Origin of the sequence: Rhizobium sp. X9 (assembly GCF_018873185.1) — a bacterium.
GTDB classification, from domain to species: domain Bacteria; phylum Pseudomonadota; class Alphaproteobacteria; order Rhizobiales; family Rhizobiaceae; genus Agrobacterium; species Agrobacterium oryzihabitans.
In genome coordinates this window covers 1080835-1105941 of sequence record NZ_CP071312.1, presented here as the reverse complement: position 1 = coordinate 1105941, position 25107 = coordinate 1080835, and the positions used below count along the sequence as shown (strand labels likewise).

At 59.9% G+C, this 25107-nt stretch carries 21 protein-coding genes; 18 read left to right on the top strand and 3 right to left on the bottom strand.

Translation table 11 applies throughout. The features are described 5' to 3' along the window. Nucleotides 1-2: 2 nt before the first annotated feature. The 3 genes from JZY08_RS19980 to JZY08_RS19970 all read right to left on the bottom strand — a co-directional run bounded on the left by JZY08_RS19980 (nt 3) and on the right by JZY08_RS19970 (nt 2913). Nucleotides 3-812 carry a putative hydro-lyase gene (locus JZY08_RS19980; protein ID WP_216333347.1) on the bottom strand — a complete coding sequence of 270 codons (810 nt, stop codon included), beginning with the start codon at nt 810-812 and terminating at the stop codon, nt 3-5. Nucleotides 813-824: 12 nt separating this feature from the next. Then, complete coding sequence (locus JZY08_RS19975; RefSeq protein ID WP_216333346.1) at nt 825-1592, bottom strand: LamB/YcsF family protein; 768 nt, start codon at nt 1590-1592, stop codon at nt 825-827. Between the two features lie 79 nt (nt 1593-1671). After that, nucleotides 1672-2913 carry an NRAMP family divalent metal transporter gene (locus JZY08_RS19970; RefSeq protein ID WP_026363401.1) on the bottom strand — a complete coding sequence of 414 codons (1242 nt, stop codon included), beginning with the start codon at nt 2911-2913 and terminating at the stop codon, nt 1672-1674. Nucleotides 2914-3178: 265 nt separating this feature from the next. Here JZY08_RS19970 and JZY08_RS19965 point away from each other — a divergent pair, with 265 nt between their 5' ends. The 18 genes from JZY08_RS19965 to JZY08_RS19880 all read left to right on the top strand — a co-directional run bounded on the left by JZY08_RS19965 (nt 3179) and on the right by JZY08_RS19880 (nt 25091). Then, complete coding sequence (locus JZY08_RS19965; protein WP_216333345.1) at nt 3179-3844, top strand: GntR family transcriptional regulator; 666 nt, start codon at nt 3179-3181, stop codon at nt 3842-3844. Between the two features lie 101 nt (nt 3845-3945). Next, entirely contained in the window at nt 3946-4533 is a 588-nt protein-coding gene (locus JZY08_RS19960) for an ANTAR domain-containing response regulator (RefSeq protein ID WP_216333344.1), read from the top strand. A gap of 37 nt (nt 4534-4570) precedes the next feature. Continuing rightward, the gene (locus JZY08_RS19955) at nt 4571-5866 is read left to right on the top strand and encodes a CmpA/NrtA family ABC transporter substrate-binding protein (protein WP_216333343.1); all 1296 of its coding nucleotides are present in this window, start codon (nt 4571-4573) and stop codon (nt 5864-5866) included. Between the two features lie 379 nt (nt 5867-6245). Continuing rightward, complete coding sequence (locus JZY08_RS19950; RefSeq protein ID WP_216333342.1) at nt 6246-7538, top strand: CmpA/NrtA family ABC transporter substrate-binding protein; 1293 nt, start codon at nt 6246-6248, stop codon at nt 7536-7538. A gap of 115 nt (nt 7539-7653) precedes the next feature. Further along, nucleotides 7654-8547 (top strand): nitrate ABC transporter permease, encoded by an 894-nt coding sequence (gene ntrB, locus JZY08_RS19945; protein ID WP_216333341.1) that lies wholly within the window; start codon nt 7654-7656, stop codon nt 8545-8547. A 13-nt stretch (nt 8548-8560) separates the two neighbouring features. Continuing rightward, nucleotides 8561-9358: an ABC transporter ATP-binding protein gene (locus tag JZY08_RS19940; RefSeq protein WP_216333340.1), complete on the top strand. Its 798-nt coding sequence runs from the start codon at nt 8561-8563 to the stop codon at nt 9356-9358. Nucleotides 9359-9363: 5 nt separating this feature from the next. Next, complete coding sequence (gene nirB, locus JZY08_RS19935; protein ID WP_216333338.1) at nt 9364-11811, top strand: nitrite reductase large subunit NirB; 2448 nt, start codon at nt 9364-9366, stop codon at nt 11809-11811. Nucleotides 11812-11816: 5 nt separating this feature from the next. Beyond that, nucleotides 11817-12152, top strand: a complete 336-nt coding sequence (gene nirD, locus JZY08_RS19930) for a nitrite reductase small subunit NirD (protein WP_082185233.1) — start codon at nt 11817-11819, stop codon at nt 12150-12152. A 214-nt stretch (nt 12153-12366) separates the two neighbouring features. Beyond that, complete coding sequence (locus tag JZY08_RS19925) at nt 12367-15015, top strand: nitrate reductase (protein ID WP_216333336.1); 2649 nt, start codon at nt 12367-12369, stop codon at nt 15013-15015. Continuing rightward, nucleotides 14987-16480: a siroheme synthase CysG gene (cysG, locus tag JZY08_RS19920; RefSeq protein WP_216333334.1), complete on the top strand. Its 1494-nt coding sequence runs from the start codon at nt 14987-14989 to the stop codon at nt 16478-16480. The genes JZY08_RS19925 and cysG overlap by 29 nt, the downstream gene beginning before the upstream one ends. A 126-nt stretch (nt 16481-16606) precedes the next feature. Continuing rightward, nucleotides 16607-17380, top strand: a complete 774-nt coding sequence (locus tag JZY08_RS19915; protein WP_216333332.1) for a DeoR/GlpR family DNA-binding transcription regulator — start codon at nt 16607-16609, stop codon at nt 17378-17380. A gap of 107 nt (nt 17381-17487) precedes the next feature. Next, the gene (gene glpD, locus JZY08_RS19910) at nt 17488-19011 is read left to right on the top strand and encodes a glycerol-3-phosphate dehydrogenase (protein ID WP_216333330.1); all 1524 of its coding nucleotides are present in this window, start codon (nt 17488-17490) and stop codon (nt 19009-19011) included. Nucleotides 19012-19048: 37 nt separating this feature from the next. Continuing rightward, on the top strand, nt 19049-20119 hold the full coding sequence (locus JZY08_RS19905; protein WP_216333328.1) for an ABC transporter ATP-binding protein: 1071 nt from the start codon (nt 19049-19051) through the stop codon (nt 20117-20119). Nucleotides 20120-20131: 12 nt separating this feature from the next. Beyond that, nucleotides 20132-21202: an ABC transporter ATP-binding protein gene (locus tag JZY08_RS19900; RefSeq protein WP_003497952.1), complete on the top strand. Its 1071-nt coding sequence runs from the start codon at nt 20132-20134 to the stop codon at nt 21200-21202. A gap of 2 nt (nt 21203-21204) precedes the next feature. Continuing rightward, nucleotides 21205-22071 (top strand): carbohydrate ABC transporter permease, encoded by an 867-nt coding sequence (locus JZY08_RS19895; protein WP_003497951.1) that lies wholly within the window; start codon nt 21205-21207, stop codon nt 22069-22071. A 3-nt stretch (nt 22072-22074) separates the two neighbouring features. Next, nucleotides 22075-22998: a carbohydrate ABC transporter permease gene (locus tag JZY08_RS19890; protein ID WP_216333326.1), complete on the top strand. Its 924-nt coding sequence runs from the start codon at nt 22075-22077 to the stop codon at nt 22996-22998. Nucleotides 22999-23000: 2 nt separating this feature from the next. Continuing rightward, nucleotides 23001-23294: a DUF2160 domain-containing protein gene (locus JZY08_RS19885; RefSeq protein ID WP_035242939.1), complete on the top strand. Its 294-nt coding sequence runs from the start codon at nt 23001-23003 to the stop codon at nt 23292-23294. Nucleotides 23295-23369: 75 nt separating this feature from the next. Next, nucleotides 23370-25091, top strand: a complete 1722-nt coding sequence (locus JZY08_RS19880) for an ABC transporter substrate-binding protein (RefSeq protein WP_003497935.1) — start codon at nt 23370-23372, stop codon at nt 25089-25091. Nucleotides 25092-25107 lie beyond the last annotated feature (16 nt).

Sequence of the window (25107 nt, the reverse complement as noted above, 5' to 3'; positions counted from 1 at the left end):
CCTCACGCGTGATAGGCTGAATCGGGAATGTCGGTGATGAACATGTGTCCGGGCGCATGGGTGATCGCAAAAGGCACACCGGACGCCATGACGGCGGCCTGTGGAGTGACGCCGCAGGCCCAGAACACCGGAACCTCGCCGGGCTCGATCCGTACCGCGTCACCGAAGTCGGGTTTCGCAAGATCGGTGATGCCGATCTCTTCCGGCGCGCCGACGTGCACGGGCGACCCGTGAACGGCCGGAAAACGCCCCGAAATGGTCGCGGCATCGGCGACCCGCGAAGCCGGGATCGGCCGCATGGAAACGACCATATTGCCTTTCAACCGACCCGCCGGACGGCACGGCCGGTTGGTCAGATACATCGGAACATTGCTCTTGTCGGTCATGTGGCGGATTTCGATACCCGCTTCCACCATCGGCGTTTCGAAGGTGAAGCTGCAGCCTATCAGAAAGGCGACGAGATCGTCGCGCTCCGCCCAGGCCGCGGTTGCATCCGGCGTTTCCTCGGCAAGCTTGCCGTCTCGCCAGATGCGGTAGAGCGGCAGGTCGGTCCTGAGATCGGCACCGGGAGCCAGAAGCGTGGTGGGCGAGCCGGGATCGGAAACATCGAGTACCGGGCAGGGTTTGGGATTGCGCTGCGCATAAAGCAGGAAATCGAAGGCCCAGTCGCGCGGCAGCACGATCATGTTGGCCTGCGTGAAGCCGGGCGCGACGCCGGAGGTGGGCGCGACGAGGCCGCCGCGATAGGTGGCGCGGGCCTTTCGCGCGGCTTCCGCGTCGGTGTGATTGAGAAAGGATGTCGGTATGGTCACTGGCCGCTCCTTTTAGAGAATGGAGACAAAAGAGCGGATAACGATACCTTCGGCTTCGAAACGGCGGCGGATTTCCTGGGCAATGGCGACTGCACCGGGGCTGTCGCCATGCACGCAGATGGATTGCGCCTCGATTTTTACGATGCTGCCGTCGATCGCTTCCAGCGTTCCTTCGCGGGCAAGCCGCACCATCCTGTCAGCGATTTTGGCGGCGTCGTGAAGAACGGCGCCGGCTTCCCTGCGTGAGACGAGCTGGCCTTGCGGCGTATAGGCGCGATCCGCGAAGGCTTCGGCAACGACGGCAAGGCCTGCCTTGCGGGCAAGATCCAGGATGGGCGCATTGGCAAGACCCATCAGTACCAGCGAGGGATCAACGGCCTTGATGCCGTCGATGACCGCCTGCCCCTGTTTTGCGTCGTTGGCGATGCGGTTGTAAAGCGCGCCGTGCGGCTTGACGTAGCGCACCGTGGTTCCCGCAGCGGCGGCAACGCCTTTCAGCGCGCCGATCTGGTAGATGACATCGGCGATCAGCTCTTCGGAGGTGACGTCCAGATCGCGGCGGCCAAAGCCGACGCGGTCCGGATAGGAGACATGGGCGCCGACGACCACGCCTTTTTCGGCGGCGGCCTTGACGGTGCGGTAGATGCCGGCCGGGTCGCCGGCATGAAATCCGCAGGCGATGTTGGCGCTGGAAACGATGGCGAGCATCGCCTCATCATCTCCCATGCTCCACGCACCGTAACTTTCGCCAAGATCGCTGTTGAGATCGATAGCGGCCATGTTTGCCTCCCTTTAGAGCATTTCCAGCAAAAGTGCGTAGCGGTTTTGCGTCCGGAAAATGCGTAAAAACACTAGTTTATTACAGGCCGAGCAGGCCGAAGATGGTGCCAGCGGACTTGTAGCCCATGTACCAGGTCAATGCGCAAGTCAGAACGCCGAGCAACAGCAGGACGCGCGGATAGCGGTAGCCACCCATCAGGTCTTCGCGTTTCCACGCCGCAAACAGGAAGATGCTGAGGCCGATCGGCAGGATGAGGCCGTTGAGGCCGCCGACGAAGACCAGCATGGCGGCGGGCGGCGTGGTGATCAGCAGGTAGCAGACGAGCGAGACTGCGATGAAAATGACCGTCGCCATATTGCGGGCACGCTCGCTCATATCCTGCTTGAAGACGGGCAGGAATGAAACGGAAGTATAGGCTGCGCCGATGACGCTGGTGATGGCCGCTGCCCAGAAGATGATGCCGAAGAGGCGGAAGCCGAGATCGCCGGCAGCCGAACGGAAGGCCTGCGCGGCGGGGTTTGCGGCCTGGCCCGACGTATCGATGATGACGCCGCTGGCGACAACGCCGAGAATCGCGAGAAACAGCACGTAACGCATGATGCCCGTGACGGCGATGCCGGTCAGAGCGGCGCGGTTGACGGCCGGAAGATTTTCAATGCCGACCATTCCCCGATCCAGCAGGCGGTGTGCGCCGGAATAGGTGATGTAACCGCCAACGGTGCCGCCGACGATGGTGGTGATGGTTGCGAAATTGATCGTGTCGGGCAGGAAGGTCTGGCGGAAAGCATCGCCCACCGGCGGAGCGGAGACGAAGGCCACATACAGCGTCAGCACAATCATCAGAATGCCGGCGAAAATGATGAACCGGTCGACAGCGAGACCTGCCCGCTTGGAAACGAAGATGGCGATGGAAAATATCGCGCTGATGGCGCCGCCGATTTTCGGATCGAGCCCGAAAATGGCGTTCAGGCCAAGGCCGGTGCCGCCGATATTACCGATATTGAAGAACAGCCCGCCGATGATGACGAGAATGGCGAGCAGATAGCCGGCGCCGGGAATGGCGGCATTCGCAATATCGGATGCACGCATGCGCGTCAGCGTCACGATACGCCAGATGTTAAGCTGGACGACGAAGTCGATGACGATGGAGGCAAGAATGCCGAAGGCGAAGGCTGCGCCAAGCTGGGTGGTGAATGTCGCCGTCTGGGTGATGAAGCCGGGACCGATGGCGGATGTCGCCATCAGGAAGATCGCTCCCATCAGGGATGCGCGTTTTGACATTTTCATATCGGCAGTCGGGGTGAGCTTTTTTTGCTCCATGGATTTTCTCCGCTCCTGTCGCAATCCGCCCCTCGCGGATGCTTTATGCCCCCGATCTTGTCGTGTTCTGCGAAATTGTCAACTTTGTTCAACAATATAAAGTTATCGTTCTTTCATTTTGTCTATTTGTTGGACGTCGTGGGCAGGATTTAATCATGTTTTTTTCGTGCTTTGCTAAAGCTTTGTGCTATGGGCAATCATGCCGTGTCCGAACTTGCCTGTCACGGAATTCCCGATGCTGCATTGCCTTAAGGAAAGAAGCGCCATGACGGAAACGATAGAAGGTCTTCCGCTTGCGGATCGATTGGCGAAGGGTATACGCACCTTGCTGATCTCCGGTGAGCTGATGCCGGGGCAACGCCTTTCGGAAGCAGCCTTCAGCGAACGTTTCGATGTCTCCCGCAATTCCCTGCGCGAAGCCTTCCGTCTTCTGACGAAGGATGGCCTGTTGCGTCATGAGGCCAATCGCGGCGTTTTTGTCGCCGTTCCCACCATGTCCTCCGTAATCGATATTTACCGCGTGCGACGTATGGTGGAATGCGGTGCTCTGCGCCAGGCATGGCACAAGCATTCGGCGATTCGGGTAATGCGCGCGGCGGTCGAGGATGCAAAGGTCAAGCGTGAAGAGGCGGACTGGCTGGGTGTGGGCAGCGCCAACATGAAGTTCCACGCCGCCGTGGTCGATCTTCTCGACAGCGCCCGTCTCAGCGATTTTTACGAGCGCATCGCCGCCGAACTCCGGCTTTGTTTCGGCCTGCTGAAAGATCCCGAACAGCTCCATTCTCCCTTCGTCGATATGAACAGCAAGATCCTGTCTCTGATGGAAGAGGGCAAGGCGGTTGACGCGAGCGACGAGATGGAAATCTATCTCAATCTTTCCGAGCGCACGGTCTTGAAGGCGCTTGAACGCGCGGTAGAACACGCTTCCTGACATCTCTGGCGGGGAGGGCAACAGCCTCCATTGTCGCTCCGCCTCATTTTTGCATCCGCTGCCGATTGCCAAGTTTGCTGCGCTGCGTCATCAATGCTGCCATGACGCTTCGCGACCTGACCATTCTCGTTATTGACGAAAACGCGATCCGCGCCTCGATCATCGAGGAGGGGCTACGCGAGGCCGGATATCAACGGGTGACGGTCATCCATGAGGTGCAGGGCGTGGCGCGCACCATCGAGACGCTGCAGCCCGATGTCATCTTCATCGATCTTGAAAACCCCAACCGAGACATGATGGAGCATCTGTTCCAGCTCACCCGCACGGTCGGCCGGCCGATCGCCATGTTTGTTGATCGTTCGGACACCGCCTCCATCGAGGCCGCCGTCGAGGCGGGTGTTTCCGCCTATGTCGTCGACGGGCTGAAGAAAGAGCGGGTCAAACCCATTCTCGATATGGCGGTCAGCCGCTTCAACGCTTTCAGCCGCCTGCAGCGGGAGCTTGCCGACGCCAAATCGGCGCTGGAGGAACGCAAGATCATCGAGCGCGCCAAGGGCATCCTGATGAAGATGCGCGGCCTTTCCGAAGAGCAGGCCTTTGCGCTTTTGCGGCAAACGGCAATGAACGAGAAAAAGAAAATATCCGAGATCGCGCAAAGCGTGGTCACCGCAGCGGGTCTGTTGATGTGACGAACCCCGCCGGTTGGACAGTCGAGGAGTGCATGATATGGCGGCACCGGAAAAAACGGCCGGATCAAAAAGTGGAATGACACAAGCTGCAGGTGCACCCGCAATCGTGGGCAGCGACCGGCAGAAGGTTCTGCGCGCCGGTTTTATTCCCCTTGTCGATGCGTCCGTGCTGATCGCGGCGGCCGAATTCGGTTTCGCCGCCCGCGAAGGCCTGACGCTCGATCTCGTCAAGGATGTGTCCTGGGCGAATGTGCGTGACAGGCTGGCCTTCCGGCAATTCGATATCGCTCATATGCTCTCGCCAATGCCCGTTGCTTCCATGCTGGGGCTCGGCTCCAACCCCTCGCCGACGATCACGCCCTTTTCACTCGGGCGCGGCGGCAATGCCATCACGCTTTCGACCCGGCTTTTTGCGCGAATGAAGGCGTTGACGGGTCTGTCTGAAACGGCGGGAGCGCTCGAAAATGCCAAGGCGTTGAAGCAGGTGCTCGATGATATGCGGGCGCGGGGCGAAGCACCCCCGACACTTGGCATGACCTATCCGTTTTCGTCGCACAATTACGAATTTCGCTATTGGCTCGCTGCTGGCGGCATTCACCCCGATCATGACGTCAAGCTGGTGGTCGTGCCGCCGCCATTAACGTCGGATGCACTCGCCGCAGGAGCCATCGACGGTTTCTGCGTCGGTGCGCCGTGGAACATCGTCGCCGCCGAGCGCGGTGTCGGCAGGATCGTTGCGGCCAAGCAGGATCTGTGGCCTTCCGCGCCAGAAAAGGTCATCGGCATGCGGCCCCAATGGGCCGAAAGCCAGCAGGAAACGGTCGGCCGGCTGCTGACGGCGCTTGATGCGGCAGCGCGGTGGTGCGACCTTTCGGAAAATCACGACGAACTGAGCCGGGCGCTCGCCGATCCCCGTTATATTGGCGCGCCGCAAGGCATCATCCGTCATGTGCTCGCCGGCGAATTCTCAATCGACAGCCAGGGCAACCGCCGGGTGATCGACAAATATTTCATCTTCCACGGCGGCCATGCCAACTATCCGCGCCGGAGCCAGGCATTGTGGATTTACAGCCAGATGATCCGCTGGGGGCAGGCGGAGTTCTCGCAAGCGGGCGTGGAAGCCGCGCTGTCCGCCTATCGGCCGGATATTTATCGGGCAGCACTGGGAGACACCAATGCGCCCGGCGATGCCGATATCCGCATTGAAGGGCAGGAAAAGGGGGACCGTTTCGTGGATGGCCTCGTTTTCGATCCTGCCGACATTGCGGGCTATGTAAACGGCTTTTCAGTGCGTACATCCGCGCCGTTTTCACCGCCTGCCGGAGAGACGTGATTGGCGTCAGGCCTTGCAGGTTGCGCAAATTTCAAGCGCGAAACTTTTTATTTTGCATAAACGGTAGACAAAAATGATACTGATTAAAATTTGATCAACTGCCTGAATTCCAAGAATTATCATTATTTTTCAACAGTATATTCTTGAATCCATAAACTGGCACGCTCTTTGCTCCTTCCTGTTTGCACCGGTCAACGGCGATCGGGGCAAGCAGAGCGCGGCATAGGCGCTTTCAAAGACATAGACGTCGCAAGGTTTTGCTGCCCGGAACACCTCCCGTTCCGCAGGCGCAAACACCGAGCGGCGTTTTTTTATTTTCAGGTTTTTTCGCAAGCGAAAACGTCACCCGCAGAGGTGGCCCAATAAGGGGAACATGCGAATGAAAAAGATATTCTCCGGCGATGTCAGCCGCCGCACGATACTGAAGACGACAGCCACCGCCGCCCTTGTCAGCGCCGTGCGTGTGGCCTTTCCGTCCGGTGCTTTCGCAGCCACTGCTGAGCCCGAGGTGAAAGGCGCAAAAATCGGCTTTATCGCGCTTACCGATGCCGCCCCGCTCATCATTGCGGCGGAAAAGGGCCTGTTCGCCAAACACGGTATGCCGGATGTCGAGGTTCTGAAACAGGCCTCCTGGGGTGCGACGCGCGACAATCTCGTGCTCGGCGGCGCCTCGAACGGCATCGACGGCGCGCATATTCTGACGCCGATGCCCTATCTCATGCATACCGGCAAGGTAACCCAGAACAATGTGCCGGTGCCGATGGCCATCCTCGCCCGCCTCAACCTCGACAGCCAGGGCATTTCCGTCGCCAGGGAATATGCCGAAACCGGCGTTCAGCTCGATGCTTCCAAATTGAAGGCGGCTTTCGAGAAAAAGAAGGCCGAGGGCAAGGAAATCAAGGCCGCGATGACCTTCCCCGGCGGCACGCATGATCTGTGGATCCGCTACTGGCTGGCTGCCGGCGGTATCGATCCGGACAAGGACGTCTCCACCATCGTCGTTCCGCCGCCGCAGATGGTTGCCAATATGAAGGTCGGCAATATGGACGTCTTCTGTGTAGGCGAACCCTGGAACGAGCAGCTGGTCAATCAGGGCATAGGCTTCACAGCCTGTACCACCGGCGAACTCTGGAAGGGTCATCCGGAAAAGGCGCTCGGCATGCGCGCCGACTGGGTGGAAAAGAACCCCAACGCCACCAAGGCGCTGCTGATGGCCGTGATGGAGGCGCAGCAATGGTGCGATGAGATGGCGAACAAGGAGGAAATGTCCGCCATTCTCGGCAAACGCCAATGGTTTAACGTGCCGCCGAAGGATGTGCTTGGCCGCCTGAAGGGCAATATCAATTACGGCAACGGCCGCGTGCTCGAAAATACCGGCCTGCAGATGAAGTTCTGGCAGGACCACGCCTCCTATCCCTTCCGCAGCCATGACAGCTGGTTCATCGCGGAAAACATCCGCTGGGGCAAATTCGCGCCTGACACCGACGTGAAGGCGCTGGTGGAGAAGGTCAACCGCGAGGATATCTGGCGCGCGGCGGCCAAGGATCTCGGCGTTGCCGATCTTCCCGCCTCCACTTCGCGCGGCAAGGAAACCTTCTTCGACGGCAAGGTCTTCGACCCGGAAAATCCGTCGGCCTATCTCGAAAGCCTGTCCATCAAGGCGGCCTCCTGAGGAGGAGACCCGGGGTATCGCCCCTCATCCGCCAGATGCGCTGCCCAACCGGCGCGACTGAAGACCGGATGAGGGGCGAGCCCCAGACCGCAACCGAAATCAAGAGGAAACGTCCATGTCCGCATTGGCCCGAAAATTCAAAGAAGAGCCGCAGCAACCGGTGGCACAGAAGGCAAACGTCGTGGCACTGGCGCCGAAATCCGTCTCGCGGATCGATCTGCGCAAATGGGGCGCGGCGGCGGCCCGTAACATCATACCGCCGTTCATCGTCCTCGCCGTGCTGCTCGGTATCTGGCAGCTTCTCTGTTCCGCCCCCGGCTCATCGCTGCCGCCGCCGAGCCAGGTCTTCGAGGAGAGCTACGATCTCATCGTCTCGCCCTTCTTCCATAACGGTTCGCAGGATATCGGTCTCGGCCTGCGCGTTTTGGTCTCGCTTGAGCGGGTGGCCTATGGTTTCGGCCTTGCGGCCATTGCCGGCATCATCCTCGGTGCGGTGATCGGCCAGTCGGTCTGGGCCATGCGCGGTCTCGATCCGATCTTCCAGGTGCTGCGCACCGTGCCGCCGCTTGCCTGGCTGCCGCTTTCGCTCGCTGCCTTTCAGGACAGCAACCCGTCGGCCATTTTCGTGATCTTCATCACCTCCATCTGGCCGGTCATCATCAATACCGCAGTCGGCGTGCGCAATATTCCGCAGGATTACCGAAATGTCGCGCAGGTGCTGCGGCTCAACCAGATCGAATTCTTCTTCAAGATCATGCTGCCATCGGCCGCTCCTTACATCTTCACCGGCCTGCGCATCGGCATCGGCCTTTCCTGGCTTGCCATCGTGGCGGCTGAAATGCTGACCGGTGGCGTCGGCATCGGTTTCTTCATCTGGGATGCGTGGAACTCCTCGCGCCTGCCCGACATCATCGTGGCGCTCGCTTACATCGGCGTTGTCGGCTTCATGCTCGACAAGCTGGTGGCGGCGCTCGGCAAGGTCATCACCCGCGGCGCAGCGGCTAATTGAGAGGGCCAAAATTATGAACGCTTATTTGAAGCTCGATCACATCGACAAATATTTCGACAAGGGCGGCTCGCGCGCCGAGGTGCTGAAAGGCATCAACCTCACCATCGAAAAAGGCGAATTCGTCTCCGTCATCGGCCATTCCGGCTGCGGCAAATCCACCATGCTCAATCTCATCGCTGGACTGACGAAAGTGTCTGCAGGCGCGGTGCTTCTCGAAAACCGGGAGGTCAACGAACCTGGCCCGGAACGCGCCGTCGTGTTCCAGAACCACAGCCTGCTGCCATGGCTTTCGGTCTATGAAAACGTCAACCTCGCCGTGGAAAAAGTGTTCCGCAACACCAAGACACGGGCCGAGCGGCATGACTGGGTCATGCGCAATCTCGATCTGGTGCAGATGGCCCATGCCAAGGACAAGAAACCTTCGGAAATTTCCGGGGGCATGAAACAGCGTGTCGGCATTGCCCGCGCGCTCGCCATGGAGCCGAAAATCCTGCTGCTGGACGAGCCCTTCGGCGCGCTGGACGCGCTGACCCGCGCCCACCTTCAGGATGCGGTGATGGAAATCCACACCCGGCTCGGCAACACCATGGTCATGATCACCCATGATGTGGACGAGGCGGTGCTGCTCTCCGACCGTATCGTGATGATGACCAACGGTCCCGCCGCCCATATCGGCGAAGTGCTTGACGTGCCGCTGCCGCGCCCGCGCAACCGCATCGAGCTCGCATCCGACAAGACCTACCTTAAATGCCGCGAGGCCGTGCTGAAGTTCCTTTACGAACGTCACCGCTTCGTCGAAGCTGCGGAGTAACGCCCATGACGCAAAAACTCGTCATCATCGGCAATGGCATGGCGCCGGGGCGCATGTTGGAAAACCTGTTCGAAACCGCTCCCGGCCTTTACGACGTCACCATTTTCAACGCCGAGCCGCGCGTCAATTACGACCGCATCATGCTCTCGCCGGTGCTCTCAGGCGAAAAGAGCTATGAAGACATCGTCATCCACAATGACGAATGGTATGCGGCTAACAATGTCACGCTGCACAAGGGCGCGAAGGTCACCGGTATCGACCGCGACAGGAAGACCGTGACCAGCGAAAACGGCATCACGGCCTCTTACGACAGACTGGTGATCGCCACCGGTTCCCTGCCCTTCATCATACCCGTTCCCGGCCATCAGTTGCCTGGTGTGCTTGCCTATCGCGATCTCGACGATGTGACGAAGATGCTGGAAATCGCCGAGGGCAAAGGCCGCGCCATCGTCATCGGCGCGGGTCTTCTCGGACTGGAAGCGGCTTACGGCCTCAAGCGTCAGGGCATGGATGTCACCGTCATCCACCTGATGCCAACGATCATGGAGCGCCAGCTCGATCCGGCAGCGGCTTATCTTCTGGAAAAGGCGCTGAACGAGCGCGGCATCGACATCATCACCAAGGCCAACACCAAGTGCATTCTCGGTGAGGAGAAGGTCGAAGGAATCGAGCTGGAAGACGGCCGCGTGATTAAAGGCGACATGGTGGTGATGGCGGTCGGCATTCGCCCGGCCTCCGGCCTTGCCAAGGAGGCCGGCATCGCCGTCAATCGCGGTATCGTGGTGGATGACGGCATGATGACGTCGGACGCTTCCATCTACGCACTCGGCGAATGCGCCGAACATCGCGGCATGTGTTACGGCCTCGTCGCGCCGCTTTATGAATCGGCCCGCGTGCTGGCCGATCGGCTGTGCGGCGGTTCGGCCGAATATTACGGCTCCGTCACCAATACCAAGCTGAAGGTCACCGGCATCAACCTGTTTTCCGCCGGCGATTTCGCGGAGGGCGACGACCGCGAGGAAATCGTGCTGCGTGACGCCACCGCCGGTGTCTACAAGCGCCTGATCCTCAAGGAAAACCGTATTATCGGGGCGGTTCTCTATGGTGAGACGGCGGATGGTTCGTGGTTCTTCGATCTGATGAAGAAATCGACCGACATTTCCGCCATGCGCGAAACCCTGATCTTCGGCCAGGCCTATCAGGGAGGGTCTCCGCTGGACCCTATGGCGGCCGTTGCAGCCTTGCCGGATGATGCGGAAATCTGCGGCTGCAACGGCGTCTGCAAGGGCAAGATCACCTCGGCCATCACCTCCAAGGGGCTGGCTTCTCTCGACGATGTGCGCGCCCACACCAAGGCGTCCGCCTCCTGCGGCAATTGCACCGGCCTTGTCGAGCAGCTGATGACGCTGACGCTTGGCGACAGCTACAACCCCGCTGCCGTGCAGCCCATGTGCAAATGCACCGATCTCGGCCATGACGATGTGCGCCGTCTCATCAAGGCCAAGGGGCTGAAGACAATTCCCGCCGTGATGCAGGAACTGGAATGGAAAACCTCCTGCGGCTGCGCCAAGTGCCGGCCGGCGCTCAATTATTACCTCGTCTGCGACTTTCCCGACGAATATGCCGACGATTATCAGTCGCGCTATATCAATGAGCGTGTCCACGCCAATATCCAGAAGGACGGCACCTATTCCGTCGTGCCGCGCATGTGGGGCGGCGTTACATCCTCCTCCGAACTCCGGGCAATTGCGGATGTGGTCGACAAGTTCGAAATCCCGATGGTGAAGGTGACCGGCGGCCAGCGCATCGATCTTCTCGGCATCGAGAAAGAGGATTTGCCGGCGGTCTGGGCCGATCTTGGCAAGGCCGGTTTCATCTCCGGTCAGGCCTATGCCAAGGGGCTGCGCACCGTAAAGACCTGCGTGGGCGAACAATGGTGCCGCTTCGGCACGCAGGATTCCACCGGCCTTGGCATCCGCATCGAAAAATTCATGTGGGGCTCGTGGACGCCCGCCAAGTTGAAGCTCGCCGTCTCCGGCTGTCCGCGCAACTGCGCGGAGGCGACCTGCAAGGATATCGGCGTCATCTGCGTCGATTCCGGTTTCGAGATCCATTTTGCCGGTGCCGCCGGTCTCGATATCAAGGGCACGGAGGTGCTCGGTCTTGTCAAAACCGAGGATGAGGCGCTGGAGCATATCGTGGCGCTGACGCAGATGTATCGCGAACAGGCGCGCTATCTCGAGCGCATCTACAAATGGGCCAAGCGCATCGGTTACGACGAAATCCGCCGCCAGATCATGGACGATGCGGGCAAGCGTCGGGCCTATTTCGACCGCTTCGTCTTCAGCCAGAAATTCGCGCAGGTCGATCCCTGGTCCGAACGCGTGTCCGGCCACGATAAGCATGAATTCAAACCCATGGCGGCAATCGGTTTCAGTGAGGCGGCGGAGTGAGAACGATGAACAGCAACTGGATCGATATTGGCGACATCTCCGACATTCCGCTGCGCGGCGCACGTTGCGTGAAAACGCCGATGGGCAAGATCGCCGTATTCCGCACGGCGGAAAATCAGATCTTCGCGATTGAGGATCATTGCCCGCACAAGGGCGGGCCGCTGTCTCAGGGCATCGTGCATGGGGTGTCGGTGACATGTCCCTTGCATAATTGGGTCATTTCGCTGGAAACGGGCAAGGCGCTGGGGGCGGATGAAGGTGAGGTGAAGACCATACCCGTCCGCAATCTGGATGGACGACTCTCAATTGCGCTTGAAACCTTGATGATTGCGGCGGAGTGAATTGCGATGGCAGCGGCGTTACCCCCCTCTGTCCTGCCGGACATCTCCCCCTCAAGGGGGGAGATCAATCGCGGCACAAACTTCCATTCACAACTGGCGTCGTCGCCGGTGGAGAGGGAACGGGGAGCCATCCGCTTGGCGATCTCCCCCCTTGAGGGGGAGATGTCCGGCAGGACAGAGGGGGGTAACAGCCACGCACTGAGAGGGCAAACCCATGCCCACTGAAACAAAAACCACCTGTCCTTATTGCGGCGTCGGCTGCGGCGTTATCGCCACCGTCAATGATAATGGCGTCGTTTCCGTCAGGGGAGATCAGGACCACCCCGCCAATTTCGGAAGACTATGTTCCAAGGGTTCGGCTCTGGCTGAGACCATCGACCTCGACGGTCGCTTGCTCCACCCTGAAATCAGCGGCAGGCGGGCGGCATGGGACGGAGCGCTTGACCTCGTCGCTTCCCGGTTTTCTCAAGCCATCGCCGAACACGGACCGGACTCCGTTGCCTTTTACGTCTCCGGCCAATTGCTGACGGAGGATTATTATCTCGCCAACAAGCTGATGAAGGGTTTCATCGGTTCGGCCAATATCGATACCAATTCAAGGCTCTGCATGTCGTCTTCCGTCGCCGGCCATCGCCGTGCCTTCGGGGCCGATACGGTGCCGGGCACCTATGAGGACATGGAGCTTGCCGATCTGGTGATCCTCACCGGTTCCAATCTCGCCTGGTGCCATCCGGTGCTTTACCAAAGGCTTGCGGCGGCAAAGGTCGCGCGGCCGGAAATGAAAGTCGTCGTTATCGATCCGCGCCGGACGATGAGCGCCGATATTGCCGACATGCACCTCGCCATTCGCCCGGATGGGGATGTGGCGCTGTTTACCGGCCTGCTGGCGCATCTTTCCGATAGTCCCGCAATCGATCGCGGTTATGTGGGAAACCATACGGTCGGTTTTGATGCTGCGATGAGGGCAGCAACCGGGCACAGCCTGCCGGAGATCGCCGAGGCGACCGGCCTGACAGTCGCCGAACTGATTTCATTCTACGAATTGTTCGAACGCACTGAAAAGACCGTCACCTGTTACAGTCAGGGCGTCAACCAGTCGCAGAGCGGCACGGACAAGGTCAACGCCATCATCAATTGCCACCTTGCCACCGGCCGCATCGGCAGGCCGGGCATGGGCCCGTTTTCGCTGACCGGCCAGCCGAACGCCATGGGCGGCCGCGAAGTCGGTGGGCTGGCCAACATGCTGGCCGCCCATATGGCCATTGAAAGCGCCGAAGACCGTGATCGTGTGCAGCGTTTCTGGGCCTCGCCTGCCATTGCACAAAAGCCCGGCCTGAAAGCGGTTGATATGTTCAGGGCCGTGGCCGAAGGCCGCATCAAGGCGCTGTGGATCATGGCTACCAACCCGGTCGTTTCCATGCCGGATGCCGGTGCAGTCGAGGCGGCCATCAAGGCCTGTCCCTTTGTCGTGGTATCCGATGTCATGGCCGGTACAGACACGGCCCGTCATGCCCATGTGCTGTTGCCATCACTCGGCTGGGGGGAGAAAGACGGTACGGTTACCAACTCCGAACGGCGCATTTCCCGCCAGCGCGGCTTTCTCGATGCACCCGGCCAAGCAAAGGCCGACTGGTGGCAATTGGCGGAAGTGGGGAGGCGCATGGGTTTCGACGCCGCTTTCACTTACCGGCAACCATCCGAGATTTTTGTCGAACATGCGACTCTCTCCGGCTTCGAGAATGCCGGAAGCCGCGATTTCGATATCAGCGGGATCGACCGGCTCTCCTACGAAACGATGCCGCCCTTTCAATGGCCGAAAGCCCGGCCCGGCGAGATCGCCGTTACCCGCTTTTTCGCGGATGGCCGTTTTTATCATGTCGATGGCAAGGCGCGGTTCATCGCCACCGCCTTGCCGCAGACCGGCAGAACATCGCCGGACTATCCGCTGACGCTGAATACCGGCCGCATTCGCGATCAATGGCACACCATGACCCGCACGGGCAAAAGCGCCCGGCTTACCGCCCATATCGCCGAACCCTTCGCCGAACTTCACCCGCGCGATGCGCAGACGCTGGGAATTGAAAGCGCCGATCTGGTGGAACTGGAAAGCCCGCATGGCAAGGTTCTGCTGCGGGCGTTGGTCAGCGAAAGGCAGGCGCGCGGCTCGGTCTTTGCGCCGATGCACTGGAACGACCAGTTCGCCTCGCGGGCGCGGATCGATATGGTTGTGGCTCCGGTAACGGACCCGCATTCCGGCCAGCCCGCCTCGAAAAACATGGGCGTGAAGGCAACACGGTTCGAGGCCAAGGCCTATGGTTTCGCCATCTCCCGCACGCGGCCCGTTGCGCCGGATTGTGCGTACTGGGCCATCGCCAAGGCGGATGGCGGCTATCGCATAGAGCTTGCTTTCGAAGAAGAACCGCAGGACTGGACGCTCTGGGCGCGGCAGGTCTTCGGCATAGATGCCCGGATCGAGCCGCTGGGTTACAGCGACCGGCAGACCGGCGATTTGCGCATTGCCTTCTTCGACGGCGAAACGTTGCTGGCGGCGCTGTTCGTCGCCAGAGAGCCGGTGGCCGTTGCCCGCAACTGGGCGATATCGCAACTGAACGAACGCCATGAGGATTTGCGCATGCGTTTTGCGCTGGTCGCCGGTCGTCCGGGAGCCGGCCGGGCCGATCCGGGCGCGACTGTCTGCTCCTGCTTCAATGTCGGGGTGAACCAGATCACAGCTGCGATCCGCGATGGCTGCCACAGCGTCGAAGCCATCGGCAAGGTGCTGAATGCCGGGACCAATTGTGGCTCCTGCCGCGCTGAAATCAGGGGGATCATCGATGGATGCCTTAAAACCGCAGCGGAATGAACCGGCCCGCATGGAGAAGCTCGCCAAGTTGCCAGTCTTCTGGGGGCTCGAGGGCAAGCGCGTGGTGTTAGCGGGTGGATCGGACGGTGCCGCGTGGAAGGCTGAACTGCTGCTGGCCTGCGGGGCGGAACTTCATCTCTATTGCGAGGAAAGCGAGCTTGCGGAAAGCTTTGCGGCGCTCTTCGCAAAAAGCACGATGCTGACATGGCATGACCGTTCGTGGGCTCCGGATATTTTCAAAGGTGCGGAACTGGCGCTGGCGGATTGCGAAACCGATGCGGAAGCCGGAAGATTTTACGATGCCGCGCGTGCGGCCGGCGTTCCGGTCAACGTCATCGACAAGCCGGAGTTCTGCCAGTTCCAGTTCGGCTCCATCGTCAATCGCTCGCCGGTGGTGGTGTCGATTTCCACGGATGGTGCCGCACCCATTCTGGCGCAGGCCATCCGCCGGCGCATCGAAACCCTGTTGCCGCTTTCGCTGAAAGATTGGAGTGCACTTGCCCAGACGATCCGCGAGCGCGTCAACCTGCGGCTCGTTCCCGGTTCGGCGCGGCGGTCTTTCTGGGAAAAATTCGTCGATCGGGCGTTTACCGAAAGGCTGGATGAGGGAAGTGAAGAACGGCTGCTCACGGATATCGGAACACAGGCCGGGCGAGGGGGATCGGGTCGCGGCCTTGTGACGCTTGTTGGTGCTGGACCGGGCGATGCAGAACTGTTGACACTAAAAGCGGTGCGCGCCCTACAGGCGGCTGATGTCATCCTGTTCGATGATCTCGTTTCAACGGAAGTACTGGAGCTGGCGCGGCGCGAGGCCAAGCGCATGCTTGTCGGCAAGCGCGGTGGCCGGGAAAGCTGCAGGCAGGAGGACATCAACGAGATGATGATCCGTCTCGCCAAGGCCGGCAAACGGGTGGTGCGGCTGAAATCCGGCGATCCGATGATCTTCGGGCGCGCCGGCGAGGAGATTGCCGCGCTGGAAGCCGAAAATATCCCGTTCGAGGTCGTGCCCGGCATCACGGCTGCAAGCGCCATGGCCTCGCGCCTCGGTGTTTCCCTGACGCATCGTGACCACGCGCAGTCGGTCCGCTTCGTCACCGGACATTCCCGACAGGGAAAGCTGCCGGACAATATCGACTGGAAATCGCTTTCCGATCCCTCGATAACCACTGTCTTTTATATGGGCGGGCGAACCGCGGCCGTGATCCAGTCTTCCTTGCTTGCGCACGGCATGCCTGCCTCAATACCCGTTGCCGTCATGATTTCTGTTAGCCGTTCAAACGAACAGCGCTGGTGCGGTTCGCTTGCGCAACTGGCTGCGGCAATTACGAGGCTGGGCGTGAACGAACCGGTGCTGATCGGCATCGGCGATGCGTTTGGTGCCATGTCCTCAATGTTTTCCGGTGCCGGCACGCAGGAGCCGGTATCTGCGCCAATTCAAAAGCCGGCTAACAAGCTTGCCGGGTAATGCAGGTGCGCTTTTGCGTATGTCCACAAGTCGGTCGCTATCGTCCCCTATAAAACCGTCCCTTGACATTGGTTTTTCGTTCGCTCTTCAATGAAACGAAAAAATTGAAAGAGGAGGGAGGGTGAAATGCTGCTTACACCGCGTCAGGATGAAATCGTTGCACTGGCAAAAGCGAACGGGCGGGTGCTGGTCGATGAATTGGCCGCGCGGTTTTCGGTGACCCCCCAGACAATCCGCAAGGACCTCAACGATCTGTGCGACACGCGCGTGCTGACGCGCATCCATGGCGGCGCACTTTTCCCAAGCGGCAACGAAAACGTCAAATACGAGGCGCGCCGCGCTATCGCCTCTTTTGAAAAGCAGGCGATCGGGGCCGCTGCCGCTGCCCTCATCCCCAACAACTCTTCCCTTTTCATCAATATCGGTACGACGACCGAGGCAGTGGGTGAAGCGCTGGCGGACCATCACGAGCTGATGGTCATTACCAACAACATTAACGTTGCCAACAGGTTGCGGGTTTTCCCGGGCATTGAAGTGGTGATCGCCGGCGGCGTCGTGCGGGGTTCCGATGGCGGCATCGTCGGCGAGGCGGCGGTGGATTTCATCCGCCAGTTCAAGGTCGATTTCGCCGTTATCGGCGTGTCGGCGATTGATGAGGATGGCGCCCTGCTGGATTTCGACTTTCGCGAGGTCAAGGTCGCGCAGGCGATCATCTCCAACGCCCGCCACGTCATTCTGGTGTCGGATTCGCTGAAATTCGAGCGCACGGCACCGGTGCGCATCGGCCATCTGTCGCAGGTGCACACCTTTATCACCGATCATTGTCCGGTCGATTCGATCCGATCCATCTGTGCCGATCACGATGTCCGGCTGATCGAAACAGAGGCGCGTGAGCCCTGATCCGCCACCACCGGAATTTCGTTTGACATTCGTTTTATCTTCGAATTAGATGGCCATGCTTTCAATATATCGATGGGGAGAGCGTCGATGAAAGCGCGGGAGGGTCCATGTCTGACGAGGCAATCCACGATATTTTCGTGATCGGCGGCGGCATCAATGGCTGCGGCATTGCGCGTGACGCCGTCGGCAGGGGCTATTCCGTCGCACTTGCGGAAATGAACGATTTTGCCTCCGGCACCTCGTCCGCCGCCACCAAGCTCATCCACGGCGGCTTGCGTTATCTCGAACATTACGAGTTTCGTCTGGTTCGCGAAGCGCTGATGGAACGGGAAGTGCTCTGGGCCATGGCGCCGCACATCATCTGGCCGATGCGTTTCGTGCTGCCGTTCCAGAAGGGCGGCGTGCGCCCGGCCTGGCTCGTTCGTCTCGGGCTTTTTCTTTACGACCATCTCGGCGGCCGCAAGCTTCTGCCTGCCACCCGCTCACTCGATCTGCGCCGTGATCCGGCCGGAAAACCGCTAAAACCGGTTTTTGCCAAGGCTTTTGAATATTCCGACGGCTGGGTGGACGATGCCCGGCTGGTGGTGCTGAACGCCCGGGATGCGGCCGAACGCGGCGCCCTGATCCTCAACCGCACGCAGGTCGTTTCGGCGCGGCGTGAAGGCGCCTTCTGGCGGGTCGAAACAAAAAGTGCGGCCGGAGAAACCGCGACCTATCGGGCGCGCATGCTGGTGAATGCCGCCGGCCCTTGGGTGGACAAGGTTCTGGCGTCGACGTTCGGCAAGAACAATGTCCACAATGTTCGCCTCGTGCAGGGCAGCCACATCATCGTGCGCAGGAAGTTTTCCGATCCGCGCGCCTATTTTTTCCAGAATCCGGACGGCCGCATCATCTTCGCCATCCCTTACGAACAGGACTTTACGCTGATCGGTACGACGGATCGCGACTATACCGCCGACCCCCGTGCTGTTAAGATCAGCGATGAGGAGATCAGCTATCTTTGCAGCGCGGCGAGCGAATATTTCGCTGAGCCGGTGACGCCGGCCGATATCGTCTGGACCTATTCCGGCGTGCGGCCGCTGTTTGATGACGGCGCATCGAAAGCGCAGGAAGCGACCCGCGATTATGTGCTGAAAACCGAAGGAGCTGAAGGCGAAGCGCCGCTCCTCAATATCTTCGGCGGCAAGCTCACCACTTATCGGCGGCTTGCCGAACATGCTCTTGAAAAAATCGGCGAGGCGCTGGGTGAAAAGGGCTCGCCATGGACGGCAGGTTCGCATTTGCCAGGCGGGAACTTCGGTGCCGAGGCCTATGCCAAAGAGGTTACGGCACTGCGGTCGCGTTATCCTTTCCTTGATGAGCGTCACGCCCAGCGGCTTGTCCGCTGCTACGGGACGGATGCGGCAGCGATGATCGGCAATGCAAGCGAGAAGGCGGCACTGGGCCGGCATTTCGGTGGTACGCTTTATGAGACCGAGGTGCGCTGGCTGATGGCGCGGGAGTGGGCGCTGACGGCGGAGGACATTCTGTGGCGTCGCACCAAGCAGGGGCTCTTTTTAACCCCCGAAGACGTGCGCGGGCTGGAGGATTATATCGAAGACATTGCAGGTGGACGCTTGAAGGCAATCTGACGATCCGGACGAAAAGCGGAGGAGGCTTTGGATCACCATGCTTGAATTGCGAAACGTCTCGAAGATGGCCGGCGGTGAATATCACATTCACCCGACCAATCTGACGTTGCAGCGCGGAAGCCTGAACGTCCTGCTTGGACCGACACTTTCGGGCAAGACGACGCTCATGCGGCTGATGGCCGGGCTGGACAAGCCAAGCGGCGGTGCGATCTTTTTCAACGGCGAAGATGTGACGGGCTGGCCGGTGCAGAAACGTAACGTCGCCATGGTCTATCAGCAGTTCATCAATTATCCGGCGCTCAGCGTTTACGAAAACATCGCCTCGCCGATGCGTGTCGCCGGCAAGGATCAGGCTACAATCGACAGGGAGGTCAGAAAAGCCGCCGAGCTTTTAAAGCTGACGCCTTATCTTGATCGCACACCGCTCAATCTTTCGGGTGGCCAGCAACAGCGCACGGCGCTTGCCCGCGCCATCGTCAAGAATGCCAATCTGGTGCTGCTCGACGAGCCGCTGGCCAATCTTGACTACAAGCTGCGCGAGGAATTGCGTGAGGAATTGCCGCGCATCTTTGCGGAATCCGGCGCGATCTTCGTTTATGCCACCACCGAACCCTCCGAGGCGCTGCTGCTTGGTGGCAATACGGCGACGCTCAACGAAGGGCGGGTGACGCAATTCAACCGCACGATCGAGGTTTACCGGCAGCCGGTTGATATCGTGACTGCCAAAATCTTCGCCGATCCGCCGCTCAACACCATCGAGGTCATCAAGACCGGTGATGCCTTCACCCGGGTGGACCGGGCCGTCGTCATGGTTCCGCAGCATCTTGCCACCTTGCCGGACGGGCCGTTGACCATCGCCTTCCAGCCGCATCATCTCTTCCCGCATCGCAAAGGGCAGGCAGCGCAGTCCCTCCGGGCGCGGACACTGATTTCGGAGATTGCCGGGTCGGAAAGTTTCGTCCACGTCGAATTTTCAGGCCAGCGCTGGGTCATGCTGGCGCAGGGCATTCACGACATCGAGCCGGATACGGAGATCGAGCTTTTTCTCGATACGCGGCACCTGATGGCTTTCGATGAAAACGGCCACGCCATCGGCGAAGCGGCTTGAGGGAGATCGATCATGGCACGCATCACGCTCGATCATATTCGCCATGCTTACAATGCCAAGGCGCAGGCGGCAGGCGACTACGCCCTGAAGGAAGTGCATCACGAATGGGAGGATGGCGGCGCCTATGCGCTGCTCGGTCCCTCCGGCTGCGGCAAGACCACCTTGCTCAACATCATTTCCGGGCTGCTGCGCCCCTCAGAGGGCCGCATCGCCTTTGACGGAACTGACGTCACCGATCTTGCGACCGAAGACCGCAACATTGCCCAGGTTTTCCAGTTCCCGGTCGTTTACGACACGATGACGGTTTACGACAATCTGGCCTTTCCGCTGCGCAACCGGCAGGTGCCGGAAGCCGAGGTCGACCGCCGCGTGCAGGAAATCCTGGAGATGACCGATCTTTCCGGCATGGCCAAACGCCGCGCGCGGGGACTGACGGCGGACCAGAAGCAGAAGATTTCGCTGGCGCGGGGACTGGTGCGATCCGACGTCAACGCCATTCTTTTCGATGAGCCGCTGACGGTGATCGATCCGCACATGAAATGGGTGCTGCGCTCGCAGCTGAAACGCCTGCACCGCCAGTCCGGTTTCACCATGGTCTATGTCACCCACGATCAGACCGAAGCGCTGACCTTCGCCGACAAGGTGGTGGTCATGTATGACGGGCAAATCGTTCAGATCGGCACGCCTGCGGAACTCTTCGAGCGGCCGGGACACACTTTCGTTGGTTATTTCATCGGCTCTCCGGGCATGAACGTGCTGCCCGCAAGCATCGATGGCGCAACGGCAATGGTCGGTGGCCTTGGCGTGCCGCTTGCCGGTGTGCCGAAGCTTGACGGGAAGCAGCGGATCGAGATCGGTATCCGCCCGGAATTTGTGCGGCTGGAGCGGGGCGGCATGCCCATCACCGTCGACAAGGTGGAGGACATCGGCCGGCAAAAGATCGTTCGCGCCCGGTTTGCGGGCCAGAAGCTAGCGATCGTCGTGCCGGAAGAGGACGAAATTCCGGCGGAGGCGGGTGTTCGCTTCGATCCGGCCGCCATCGGTGTCTTTGCCGATTCCTGGCGCGTGAAGATGGGAGCCTGACCATGGAAAAGAGCTGGAACAACAGGGCATGGTTCTTGGTGCTGCCGGTGCTGGTGCTGGTTGCCTTTTCCGCCGTCATTCCGCTGATGACCGTCGTGAACTATTCGGTACAGGACACCTTCGGCAACAACCAGTTCTTCTGGGCGGGAACGCAATGGTTCGAGGAAATCCTTAGTTCCGATCGCTTTTGGAACGCTCTGGGGCGCAACCTGGTGTTTTCCGGCATCATATTGGCGATCGAAATTCCGCTCGGCATATTCATCGCACTCAAGATGCCGAAATCCGGCATCGGCGTTCCGGTCTGCCTCGTCACGATGGCGCTGCCGCTGCTGGTGCCTTGGAATGTTGTCGGCACGATCTGGCAGGTGTTCGGCCGCAGCGATATCGGACTGCTCGGTTATTACGCCAATCAGCTTGGGCTCGACTATAACTACGTCAACGATCCGGTCGACGCGTGGATTACTGTCATCATCATGGATGTGTGGCACTGGACAAGCCTTGTCGTGCTATTGTGCTACGCCAGCCTCGTCTCCATTCCGGACGCCTATTATCAGGCGGCAAGGATCGATGGCGCGTCACGGTTTGCGGTGTTCCGGTACATCCAGTTGCCGAAGATGAAGCGGGTGCTGCTGATCGCCTTCCTGCTGCGCTTCATGGACAGCTTCATGATCTATACCGAGCCTTTCGTGGTTACCGGCGGCGGCCCCGGTAATTCCACAACCTTCCTGTCCATCGATCTCGTGAAGGTCGCGCTCGGGCAGTTTGACCTCGGGCCTGCGGCGGCCATGTCGCTGATCTACTTCCTCATCATCCTGCTGCTGTCCTGGGTGTTCTACACCGTAATGACCAGCCACGACGCGGAGACTTGAGACATGAGCGCCTCTGATGTCACCACAAGCGTGGAACGCAACGGTATCGGCAATCCGTCGGCGAGAGCGTCAGCGGCGGCCCTAGCCAGCCTTGCCGCGAGTTCGCGCTCGCGCCGCCGCCATGGACCATCGCGCTTTTCCTGGCTGGTGCCGACGATCTATATTATCCTTCTACTCGTTCCGATCTACTGGCTCATCAATATGAGCTTCAAGACGAATTCGGAAATCGTCTCATCCATGACGCTTTATCCGCACCAGCCAACATTGCAGAACTACAGGACGATCTTCACGGATTCATCCTGGTATTCGGGTTACATCAATTCGATTACCTACGTCGTGATGAACATGGTGATTTCGGTCGCGGCAGCGCTTCCAGCGGCTTACGCCTTCTCCCGTTATCGTTTTCTGGGCGACAAGCACCTGTTCTTCTGGCTGCTGACCAACCGTATGGCGCCGCCCGCCGTCTTCGCGCTTCCCTTCTTCCAGCTCTATTCGGCTTTCGGCCTGATCGACACGCATATTGCCGTGGCGCTGGCGCATTGCCTGTTCAACGTGCCGCTGGCGGTGTGGATCCTAGAAGGCTTCATGTCGGGCGTGCCGAAGGAGATCGACGAGACAGCCTATATTGACGGTTACTCCTTCCCGAAATTCTTCGTGAAGATCTTCATGCCGCTCATCGCCTCCGGCATCGGTGTCGCCTGTTTCTTCAGCTTCATGTTCTCATGGGTCGAGCTTCTGATCGCCCGCACGTTGACGACGACCGACGCCAAGCCGATCGCCGCGACCATGACGCGAACCGTTTCCGCCGCCGGCATGGACTGGGGGCTGCTTGCCGCCGCCGGGGTGCTGACGCTCATTCCGGGCGCGTTGGTGATCTGGTTCGTGCGCAATTACATCGCCAAGGGCTTTGCGCTGGGGAGGGTTTGACCATGACGAAGATGCCCGATTTTACCTGGATGGCCTGGACCTGGCAGACGGCGGCGTTTTTCGGCGCCATTGCCGTGCTGCTCGTCGGCATGTGGTTCTGGGAATATTTCTCACCCGGCGGCAACCCCCGCTTCGGCCTGCTGCGCTTTGAAACAACACGCGGCGACCGGCTGTTCATCTCGCTGCTCGGCAGCGCCTTCATTCATCTCGCATGGCTCGGGCTGGTCGGCCCGAACCTGTGGTGGGCTCTCGCTCTATCCTTGGTCTACGCCATCGGCGTTTTCCGTTTTGTCTAGAGCAGGAAAAAGGTGCGGCGGAGGAAAACCGCACCCGCAGACTTCATGCAATCGCAAACCCCTGGGAGGACTGATATGCGACGGCATCTGATGACGACGACGGCGGCCATGCTGCTGGCAATGACGGGTTCCGCTTTCGCCGGGATGGAGGAAGCAAAGCAGTTTCTGGACAAGGAAATCGGCGATATGTCGTCGCTTTCACGTGGCGATCAGGAAAAGGAACTGCAATGGTTTATCGATGCCGCGAAACCTTTCGCCGGCATGGACATTAAGGTCGTTTCCGAATCCCTGACCACGCATGAATATGAATCCAAGGTTCTGGCACCGGCCTTTACCGCCATCACCGGCATCAAGGTCACGCATGACATCATCCAGGAAGGTGACGTCGTCGAAAAGATCCAGACCCAGATGCAGACTGGCCAGAACCTCTATGACGGTTGGGTGAATGACAGTGACCTCATCGGCACGCATTGGCGCTACCAGCAGGTTCGCAACCTGACCGATTTCATGGCCAATGAGGGCAAGGATGTCACCAATCCCGGCCTCGACCTCAAGGATTTCATCGGCAGCGCCTTTACGACGGCACCGGACAAGAAGCTCTACCAGCTTCCCGACCAGCAGTTCGCGAACCTTTACTGGTTCCGCTACGACTGGTTCAACGACGACAAGAACAAGGCCGATTTCAAGGCCAAATACGGCTATGACCTCGGCGTTCCGGTCAACTGGTCGGCCTATGAGGATATCGCCGAATTCTTCACCGGCCGCGATGTCGGCGGCAAGAAGGTCTTCGGCCATATGGACTACGGCAAGAAGGACCCGTCACTCGGCTGGCGCTTCACCGATGCCTGGCTTTCCATGGCGGGTAACGGCGACAAGGGCCTGCCGAATGGTCTGCCGGTCGATGAATGGGGCATCAAGGTCAACGACAAGTCCCAGCCGGTCGGCTCCTGCGTGGCGCGCGGTGGTGATACCAACGGTCCGGCCTCGGTCTATTCCATCGAGAAATATCTCGAATGGCTGAAGAAATATGCGCCGCCGGAAGCGCAGGGCATGACCTTCTCCGAATCCGGTCCGGTGCCGGCGCAGGGCAATATCGCCCAGCAGATCTTCTGGTACACGGCTTTCACCGCCGATATGGCCAAGCCCGGCCTGCCTGTCGTGAACGAGGACGGTTCGCCTAAATGGCGCGTCGCGCCTTCGCCGCATGGCGTCTACTGGAAGGACGGCATGAAGCTCGGTTATCAGGACGTGGGCTCCTGGACGCTGATGAAATCCACCCCCGACGACCGCGCCAAGGCCGCTTGGCTTTATGCGCAGTTCGTGACTTCGAAAACCGTTGACGTGAAGAAGAGCCATGTGGGTCTCACCTTCATCCGTGACTCCACCATTCATCACCAGAGCTTCACGGACCGGGCTTCCAAGCTGGGTGGTCTCATTGAGTTCTATCGCTCGCCGGCCCGCGTGCAATGGTCGCCGACCGGCACCAACGTTCCTGATTATCCGAAGCTGGCACAGCTCTGGTGGCAGGCGATCGGTGACGCATCTTCGGGTGCGAAAACCGCTCAGGCTGCGATGGACTCGCTCTGCGCCGAGCAGGAAAAGGTCATGGCCCGTATCGAGCGCGCCGGTGTGCAGGGCGATATCGGCCCGAAACTGGCGGAAGAACATGATATCGACTACTGGAACAAGGACGCCGTTTCGAAGGGCAATCTGGCGCCGCAGCTGAAGATCGCCAACGAAAAGGAAAAACCGGTCACCGTCAATTACGACGAACTGGTCAAAAGCTGGCAGAAGTAATGTCTGCGTGAAATCT

Bases quoted from the DNA above. Each gene is read 5' to 3' on its own strand.
- JZY08_RS19975 (WP_216333346.1), bottom strand. From the start codon at position 1,592: ATGGCCGCTATCGATCTCAACAGCGATCTTGGCGAAAGTTACGGTGCG.
- JZY08_RS19970 (WP_026363401.1), bottom strand. From the start codon at position 2,913: ATGGAGCAAAAAAAGCTCACCCCGACTGCCGATATGAAAATGTCAAAA.
- JZY08_RS19965 (WP_216333345.1), top strand. From the start codon at position 3,179: ATGACGGAAACGATAGAAGGTCTTCCGCTTGCGGATCGATTGGCGAAG.
- JZY08_RS19960 (WP_216333344.1), top strand. From the start codon at position 3,946: ATGACGCTTCGCGACCTGACCATTCTCGTTATTGACGAAAACGCGATC.
- JZY08_RS19955 (WP_216333343.1), top strand. From the start codon at position 4,571: ATGGCGGCACCGGAAAAAACGGCCGGATCAAAAAGTGGAATGACACAA.
- JZY08_RS19950 (WP_216333342.1), top strand. From the start codon at position 6,246: ATGAAAAAGATATTCTCCGGCGATGTCAGCCGCCGCACGATACTGAAG.
- ntrB (WP_216333341.1), top strand. From the start codon at position 7,654: ATGTCCGCATTGGCCCGAAAATTCAAAGAAGAGCCGCAGCAACCGGTG.
- JZY08_RS19940 (WP_216333340.1), top strand. From the start codon at position 8,561: ATGAACGCTTATTTGAAGCTCGATCACATCGACAAATATTTCGACAAG.
- nirB (WP_216333338.1), top strand. From the start codon at position 9,364: ATGACGCAAAAACTCGTCATCATCGGCAATGGCATGGCGCCGGGGCGC.
- nirD (WP_082185233.1), top strand. From the start codon at position 11,817: ATGAACAGCAACTGGATCGATATTGGCGACATCTCCGACATTCCGCTG.
- JZY08_RS19925 (WP_216333336.1), top strand. From the start codon at position 12,367: ATGCCCACTGAAACAAAAACCACCTGTCCTTATTGCGGCGTCGGCTGC.
- cysG (WP_216333334.1), top strand. From the start codon at position 14,987: ATGGATGCCTTAAAACCGCAGCGGAATGAACCGGCCCGCATGGAGAAG.
- JZY08_RS19915 (WP_216333332.1), top strand. From the start codon at position 16,607: ATGCTGCTTACACCGCGTCAGGATGAAATCGTTGCACTGGCAAAAGCG.
- glpD (WP_216333330.1), top strand. From the start codon at position 17,488: ATGTCTGACGAGGCAATCCACGATATTTTCGTGATCGGCGGCGGCATC.
- JZY08_RS19905 (WP_216333328.1), top strand. From the start codon at position 19,049: ATGCTTGAATTGCGAAACGTCTCGAAGATGGCCGGCGGTGAATATCAC.
- JZY08_RS19900 (WP_003497952.1), top strand. From the start codon at position 20,132: ATGGCACGCATCACGCTCGATCATATTCGCCATGCTTACAATGCCAAG.
- JZY08_RS19895 (WP_003497951.1), top strand. From the start codon at position 21,205: ATGGAAAAGAGCTGGAACAACAGGGCATGGTTCTTGGTGCTGCCGGTG.
- JZY08_RS19890 (WP_216333326.1), top strand. From the start codon at position 22,075: ATGAGCGCCTCTGATGTCACCACAAGCGTGGAACGCAACGGTATCGGC.
- JZY08_RS19885 (WP_035242939.1), top strand. From the start codon at position 23,001: ATGACGAAGATGCCCGATTTTACCTGGATGGCCTGGACCTGGCAGACG.
- JZY08_RS19880 (WP_003497935.1), top strand. From the start codon at position 23,370: ATGCGACGGCATCTGATGACGACGACGGCGGCCATGCTGCTGGCAATG.